The sequence below is a fragment of the Streptomyces sp. CT34 genome (genome assembly GCF_000805335.1).
Lineage (GTDB): Bacteria > Actinomycetota > Actinomycetes > Streptomycetales > Streptomycetaceae > Streptomyces.
The window spans coordinates 5145498-5152284 of record NZ_KN708638.1; the positions used below are offsets into that span (position 1 = coordinate 5145498).

6 protein-coding genes are annotated in these 6787 nt (G+C 73.1%); 5 read left to right on the forward strand and 1 reads right to left on the reverse strand.

Annotated elements, in window-relative coordinates:
• Positions 1–46: 46 nt before the first annotated feature.
• From RZ84_RS22565 to hutH, 3 genes are all read left to right on the forward strand, one after another.
• Positions 47–841 (forward strand): enoyl-CoA hydratase/isomerase family protein, encoded by a 795-nt coding sequence (locus tag RZ84_RS22565; RefSeq protein WP_043265815.1) that lies wholly within the window; start codon positions 47–49, stop codon positions 839–841.
• A 210-nt stretch (positions 842–1051) separates the two neighbouring features.
• Positions 1052–2155 (forward strand): GGDEF domain-containing protein, encoded by a 1104-nt coding sequence (locus tag RZ84_RS22570; RefSeq protein ID WP_052230533.1) that lies wholly within the window; start codon positions 1052–1054, stop codon positions 2153–2155.
• A 106-nt stretch (positions 2156–2261) separates the two neighbouring features.
• Positions 2262–3806: a histidine ammonia-lyase gene (hutH, locus tag RZ84_RS22575; RefSeq protein WP_078894092.1), complete on the forward strand. Its 1545-nt coding sequence runs from the start codon at positions 2262–2264 to the stop codon at positions 3804–3806.
• Between the two features lie 131 nt (positions 3807–3937).
• Here the strand turns inward: hutH and RZ84_RS22580 are convergent, their stop codons facing one another.
• A complete protein-coding gene (locus tag RZ84_RS22580) occupies positions 3938–4363 on the reverse strand; it encodes a hypothetical protein (RefSeq protein ID WP_043265817.1) in 426 nt (141 codons plus the stop codon).
• Positions 4364–4472: 109 nt separating this feature from the next.
• On the opposite strand from RZ84_RS22580, the gene RZ84_RS22585 reads away from it, so the two are divergent.
• Both RZ84_RS22585 and RZ84_RS22590 read left to right on the forward strand, forming a co-directional pair.
• Positions 4473–4811 carry a hypothetical protein gene (locus tag RZ84_RS22585; RefSeq protein ID WP_052230098.1) on the forward strand — a complete coding sequence of 113 codons (339 nt, stop codon included), beginning with the start codon at positions 4473–4475 and terminating at the stop codon, positions 4809–4811.
• A gap of 384 nt (positions 4812–5195) precedes the next feature.
• Positions 5196–6470 carry a L,D-transpeptidase gene (locus tag RZ84_RS22590; protein WP_107068297.1) on the forward strand — a complete coding sequence of 425 codons (1275 nt, stop codon included), beginning with the start codon at positions 5196–5198 and terminating at the stop codon, positions 6468–6470.
• Positions 6471–6787: the final 317 nt, after the last annotated feature.

Genomic DNA, 6787 nt, shown 5'->3' on the forward strand with positions numbered 1-6787 from the left:
GATCGTTAACCGGATGCGGTCGTGCCATCGGACGCGGGAGGGCTGTATGCAGCGGTACGGGGCGGATGAATGGGTCGGTGTCGAGCACCACGGCTTCGTGGCGGAGCTGGTGATGGACCGGCCGAAGGCGATGAACGCGGTGTCCACGGCGATGGCGGACGCGCTGGCCGAGGCGTGCGCCGCGCTGGCCGCCGACCCGTCCGTACGGGCGGTGGTGCTCAGCTCCACCCACGAGCGGGCGTTCTGCGTGGGCGCCGACCTCAAGGAGCGCAACTCCTTCACGGACGCGGACCTGATGCGCCAGCGCCCGCGCACCCGCGCCGCCTACACGGGCGTCCTGGAACTGCCGATGCCCACCGTCGCCGCCGTCCACGGCTTCGCGCTCGGCGGCGGCTACGAGCTGGCGCTGGCCTGCGACCTGATCGTCGCGGACGGCACGGCGGTGGTCGGGCTGCCGGAGGTGTCGGTGGGCGTCATCCCGGGCGGCGGGGGGACGCAGCTGCTGCCGCGCCGGGTGGGTGCGGCGCGCGCCGCCGAGCTGGTGTTCACCGCCCGGCGGGTGCCGGCGGCCGAGGCTGCCGGGCTGGGGATGGTCGACCAGCTCGTGGCGGACGGCGAGGACCGGGCCGAGGCGCTGGCGCTGGCGGGCCGGATCGCCCGTAACTCGCCGGTGGGGCTGCGTGCGGCCAAGCGCGCGCTGCGGCTCGGGCACGGGCTGGATCTGCGGACCGGGCTGGATCTTGAGGACGGCGCCTGGCGCAGCGTGGCGTTCTCGGGGGACCGGGCGGAGGGCGTCGCGGCCTTCAACGAGAAGCGCGAGCCGGACTGGCCCGGGGAGTGAGGACCGGGGCGCCGCCGGGGGCCGGGCCTCCGAGGGCTCGGCGATCCGGCGGTCGCCCCTGAGAGTGTCTGATCTCCGCCGGAAGGGGCGAATCGGGTCAATCATTCCTACGCTGTAGTACAGGGCGTGCTCACGGTGACGGAATGCGAGGATCCGGTGACGGGCGAGGGCGATGCGAGGCTGCGGGCCGTGGTGGAGCTGGCCCAGGCGATGGCCGCCGGGCACACGCTGCGCGACTCGGCGCGGGCGGCGGCACAGGGCGCGTGTCGGGCGCTGGGGGGCTCGTTCGCGGCGATCTCGCAGTGGGAGCGCGAGCTGGGGCGCCTCCGGGTGCTGGTCAATGTCGGCGAACTCGCCCCGGGAGAGCGGGAGTTCCCGGACCACGAGACGTATCCGGTGCACGAGTTCCCGGAGATCGTCGGCTTTCTGCACGAGCAGTGGGCGGGCGGCGGCGAGCCCAACGCCTGGGTGGAGGTGGCCGAGGGCGAGCCCGGCGGCGGGCCGCCCGCGGGCGGCCGTTACAACCACCAGCGGGTGGCCGCGCTGCGCCGCCGCGGCCGGGGCTGCTGCGTGGTGGCGCCGATCGTGCTGCACGGCCGGGCGTGGGGTGAGCTGTATGTGGCGCGGCGGGCCGGGGAGCCGGTGTTCCGGCGGGCGGACACGGACTTCGCGACCGTGCTCGCCGCGGTCACGGCCGCCGGCATCGCGCAGACCGAACGCCTGGCGGAGGCCCGCCTGCTGGCCTTCACCGACGCGCTGACCGGCCTCGCCAACCGCCGGGCCGTCGACATGCGGCTGGACGAGGCGCTGGAGCTGCACCGCGCGGAGGGGGCGGTGGTCAGCCTGGTGGTGTGCGATCTGAACGGGCTGAAGCGGGTGAACGACTCGCGCGGCCATGCGGTCGGCGACCGGCTGCTGGAGCGCTTCGGGTCGGTGCTGTCGCTGTGCGGGGCGATGCTGCCCGGCACCCTCGCGGCGCGGCTGGGCGGGGACGAGTTCTGCCTGCTGGCGGTCGGGCCGCCGTCGGACGAGGTGGTCAAGGTGGCCGGTGAACTGTGCTACCGGGCCGCCGAGTTGGACCTGGGCGAGGGCGTCGCGGTGGGGGTCGCGTCGACCGGCGACGCGATCGGCGCGGTGCGCAGCGCGCGGCGGCTCTTCCGGCTCGCGGACGCCGCGCAGTACCGGGCCAAGGCGGCGAAGTCGGGGGAGCCGGTGGTGGCCGGGCGGCACGGCGGGGCGGACGACCCGGTCGTACGGCTGGCGGACTCCCCGGCGCCGCCGCCGGGGCCGGAGCGCCGGCGGTTCCGGAGGTGAGCCCCGGGGCGCGGCGGACGAGGGGGTCCGGGGGCGATGATCGGTAAGGGGTGATCGGGAAATCGGGTGGTGACATCCAGCGATTCAGTCTCTAGGGTGCCTGAATATGGATATGCACACTGTGGTGCTGGGGACGTCCGGCACCACCGCACAGGACGTCATCGCGGTGGCCCGCGGCGCGGCCCGGATCGAGCTGTCCGAGGAGGCCCGCACGGCCGTCGCCGCCTCCCGCGCCTTCATCGACGAGCTCGCCGCCAAACCGGACCCGGTCTACGGCGTCTCCACCGGATTCGGCGCGCTCGCCGTACGCCACATCAGCCCCGAGCTGCGCGCCCAGCTCCAGCGCAACATCGTGCGCTCGCACGCGGCCGGCATGGGCCCGCGGGTGGAGCGCGAGGTGGTCCGCGCCCTGATGTTCCTGCGGCTGAAGACCCTGGCCTCCGGGCACACCGGCGTCCGCCCGCTGGTCGTCGGGACCATGGCCGCCCTCCTGAACGCCGGCATCACCCCGGTCGTGCACGAGTACGGCTCCCTCGGCTGCTCCGGCGATCTCGCGCCGCTCTCGCACTGCGCGCTGACGCTGATGGGCGAGGGCGAGGCGGAGGGCCCCGACGGCGTCGTAAGGCCCTCCGGCGAACTGCTCGCCGAGCACGGCATCGCCCCCGTCGAACTGCGCGAGAAGGAGGGGCTGGCCCTCCTCAACGGCACCGACGGCATGCTCGGCATGCTGGTGATGGCCTGCGCCGACCTCGCCCGGCTGTTCACCTCCGCGGACATCACCGCCGCGCTCTCCCTGGAGGCGCTGCTCGGCACGGACAAGGTCCTGGCCCCCGAGCTGCACGCCATCCGGCCGCACCCCGGCCAGGCCGCCTCGGCCGCCAACATGCTGAAGGTGCTGGCCGGTTCCGGCCTGACCGGCCACCACCAGGACGACGCCCCGCGCGTCCAGGACGCGTACTCGATCCGCTGCGCCCCGCAGGTCGCCGGCGCCGGCCGGGACACCCTCGACCACGCCCGCCTGGTCGCCGACCGCGAGCTGGCCGCCGCCGTCGACAACCCGGTCGTGCTGCCCGACGGCCGGGTCGAGTCCAACGGGAACTTCCACGGAGCGCCGGTCGCCTACGCCCTGGACTTCCTGGCCATCGCCGCGGCCGACCTGGGCTCGATCGCCGAGCGCCGCACCGACCGCCTCCTGGACAAGAACCGCTCACACGGGCTGCCCGCCTTCCTCGCCGGGGACCCGGGCGTCGACTCGGGCCTGATGATCGCCCAGTACACCCAGGCAGCGCTGGTCAGCGAGCTGAAGCGGCTGGCCGCGCCGGCGTCGGTGGACTCCATCCCGTCCTCCGCGATGCAGGAGGACCATGTCTCGATGGGCTGGTCGGCGGCCCGCAAGCTGCGCACCGCGGTCGACAACCTGACCCGGATCCTCGCCGTCGAGCTCTACGCGGCGACCCGTGCCGTCGAGATGCGCCAGGGCCTGGCCCCGGCGCCGGCCACCCGCGCCGTCCTGGACGCCATACGCGCCGCGGGCGTCCAGGGGCCGGGCGAGGACCGCTTCCTGGCGCCGGACCTGGAGGCCGCGTACGCCTTCGTCCGGGACGGGAAGCTGGTGGCGGCCGTGGAGTCGGTGACCGGGGCGCTGGTGTGACGAACTGACGCTGCGTCAGGAGCCCGGTCCGGTACGCGGTACGGTCCGCGGTCCGGCGGGATGGCGTACCGGCCCGCGGTCGTCGGGCAGCCTCCTGCGGGCCGTCGCCCACGGGCAGTCCCACTCCGGGCTCAGACGGCCTCGTATCGCGTACGCCGTACCGAGTAGCTGACCAGCGCGGCGCCGAGCGCCAGGCAGGCGGCGCCGCCGATCACATAGGGCGTGGTGTCCGGGCTTCCGGTGTCGGCGAGGCGGTGCGGCCGGCCGCCGTCGGGCGCGGCGCCGCCGGGGTGCGCGGTGGTGGAGCGGCTCTCGGCGCGCTGCCCGCCCCGGGTGGCGCCGCCCGGGTGGCCCGCCCGCCCGTCCGCGGCACCCGATCGGCCCGCTGTCCCGGAGAGGTTCGCCTGCCCCGCGTGGGCCGGCACGGAGGCCGTCCGCACAGCGGAATGTGTCGCTCCGTCATCTCCCACGGTCGCGTTGGCGGACGGCACGAACCACAGGGCGGCCAGCACCGATCCCGCGGCAGCGGCGGTCAGTAGCGGTCGTCGTGCGGTCACGAAAGCTATCCCCCTTGTGGGTTCGGCGAATTGGCCGTTGACCGCAGATGTTAGTGACCGCCGCGGGTCGCGGGGAAGTCGGGACCCGGACGTGCTTACGCTCCGTGCTATGAGCAATGGTGAGACATCACGTTTTGTGCGGCTTCACGTCGAACTGGTCATGGAGATCACCGACGCCGACCAGCTGACCGGCGCCGCTCTCGACCACATCAACGCCGACCCGACGATCCCGGAAGAGGAGCGCCGGCAGTCCGAGGAAACGGTGAGAGAGGATCCGGCGGAGGCGCTGGCCCACCTCATCGACCCCTTCGACCTGGTCACCAGAGTGCCCGGCACCGAACTCGCGCAGGCTTCCTGGAGCAGCGAGGAGATGACCGACTACGACCCCGACGCCGAGTGGGACGCGGCGGAGTGGGATCTGGCCGACGACGCGGACGGGGAGGGCTGACCGGGCGACCGCCGCCCCCGACCCCCGCCGGCCGGCGGCGCACCACCACCGACCACCCGGCGACCACCCCACGGCCCCCGTACGGCATCCCGCCGGACGGGGGCCGATGACGTGTGGGGCGGGCCGTCGTTATGCGGTCAGGGGGTGTGACTCGGGCCATGGTGGCCGGTGGAAGGGTGTGACACGATCTGCGGCAATTCCCGAATATTAGCCTTTTTGCCGCATTGAGTGGCCTTCCCCACATTCCTCCGAGGAATGGAACGGGCGAATCGGAAAAGGCGTTTCCCTGGAGTCGGCCGGAATGCCTGCGTCCAGATATGCCTGCGTTCAGTTGGCGGCTCGCTCGGGGATTTTTCGAAATCGGCAGCAATGGAGAAGCGTGTGATGACGGACAGCAAGCGCCGCAAGGGCCTGATAGCCGGAGCCGCGCTGCTCGGGGGCGTACTCACGGTCGCCGCGGGTGGCGCCAGCAGCGCCGCCGACCGCAGTGACGCCGCGAACACCGGGCGTCACGAGAACACCCAGCAGATGGACGAGGCGGCCTCCCAGGCGGACTCGCAGGCGAACATCAACATCGTGCCGCAGGACGGCTCGACCGACGTCGCCACTGGCGGCACCAAGGTGACGGTCACCGGCGGCAAGCTCACCGACGTGACCATGACCACGGTCGCGGCGCACGGCGGGCAGGCCGCCCAGAAGACCGTCGCGGGCACGCTGTCCGCCGACGGCACCTCCTGGCGGCCCCAGCAGGCCCTGGCCCACTCGACCACGTACAAGATCACCGCGCAGGCCGCGGACTCCCAGGGCCGCAAGACCGTGGCGAACTCCACCTTCACCACCGGGTCGCCGGCGAACATGTTCCTCGGGCACTTCACGCCGGAGGACGGCTCGACCGTCGGCGTCGGCATGCCGGTGTCGATCAACTTCGACAAGCCGGTCAAGAACCGCCAGGCCGTCCAGTCCGCGATCAGCGTGGTGTCGAGCAGCAACCAGCAGGTCGTCGGCCACTGGTTCGGCAACCAGCGGCTGGACTTCCGCCCGAAGGACTACTGGAAGCCGAACTCCCACGTCACCATGAAGCTCGGCCTGAACGGCGTCGAGGCGTCCCCCGGCGTCCACGGCGTCCAGAACAGGACCGTCGGCTTCACCGTCGGCCACTCGCAGGTCAGCACCGCCGACGCCAAGACGCACCGGATGACCGTGGTGCGCGACGGCAAGGTGATCAGAACCCTCCCGATCTCCTCCGGCGGCAAGGACCACCCGACCTACAACGGCCTGATGGTCATCTCCGAGAAGGACCAGCAGACCCGGATGAACGGCGCGACCGTCGGCATCACCAAGAAGGACGGCAAGGGCCAGTACGACATCCCCGACGTCCCGCACGCGATGCGGCTGTCGAACTCCGGCACCTTCGTCCACGGCAACTACTGGAGCGGCGGCGTCTTCGGCAAGGCCAACACCAGCCACGGCTGCATCGGCCTCCAGGACGTCAAGGGAGGCAAGGACCCGTCGACCGACGCCGCGTGGTTCTTCAACAACTCGCAGCTCGGCGACGTCGTCAAGGTGATCAACTCCCCGGGCGGGACCATCCGGCCGGACAACGGGCTCAACGGGTGGGACATGTCCTGGTCGCAGTGGGTCGCGGGCAGCGCGGTGTGACCGCCCACCCCGCGGAGTGACCTGATCCGACCCGACCTGATCCGACCCGACCTGATCCGACCCGATCGGATCCGAACGACGCCCGGCGTCGCCGTCATCGCGGCGCGCCGGGCGTCGCGTCGTACGGTGCGTTCCGTGCGAGACGGCGGTCCGGCGGTGGCGAGCGGTGCGAGGCGGTGGCCACCGGGGCCGCGCCCCCGGTGGGCCTCCGGTGACCGGCCGTCCCGCGGCCCTCGGGCCCTCCGTACAGTGACCGGGTGAGCGAGCGCGGAAGAGGCGGCCGGCGCGACGGCCGGGGCGGGGGCGCCACCCCGCCC

What these genes read in the sequence shown, in the direction of transcription:
- RZ84_RS22570 (WP_052230533.1), top strand. Translation starts at nt 1,052, where the DNA reads ATGGCCGCCGGGCACACGCTGCGCGACTCGGCGCGGGCGGCGGCACAG.
- RZ84_RS22585 (WP_052230098.1), top strand. Translation starts at nt 4,473, where the DNA reads ATGAGCAATGGTGAGACATCACGTTTTGTGCGGCTTCACGTCGAACTG.
- RZ84_RS22565 (WP_043265815.1), top strand. Translation starts at nt 47, where the DNA reads ATGCAGCGGTACGGGGCGGATGAATGGGTCGGTGTCGAGCACCACGGC.
- RZ84_RS22590 (WP_107068297.1), top strand. Translation starts at nt 5,196, where the DNA reads ATGACGGACAGCAAGCGCCGCAAGGGCCTGATAGCCGGAGCCGCGCTG.
- hutH (WP_078894092.1), top strand. Translation starts at nt 2,262, where the DNA reads ATGGATATGCACACTGTGGTGCTGGGGACGTCCGGCACCACCGCACAG.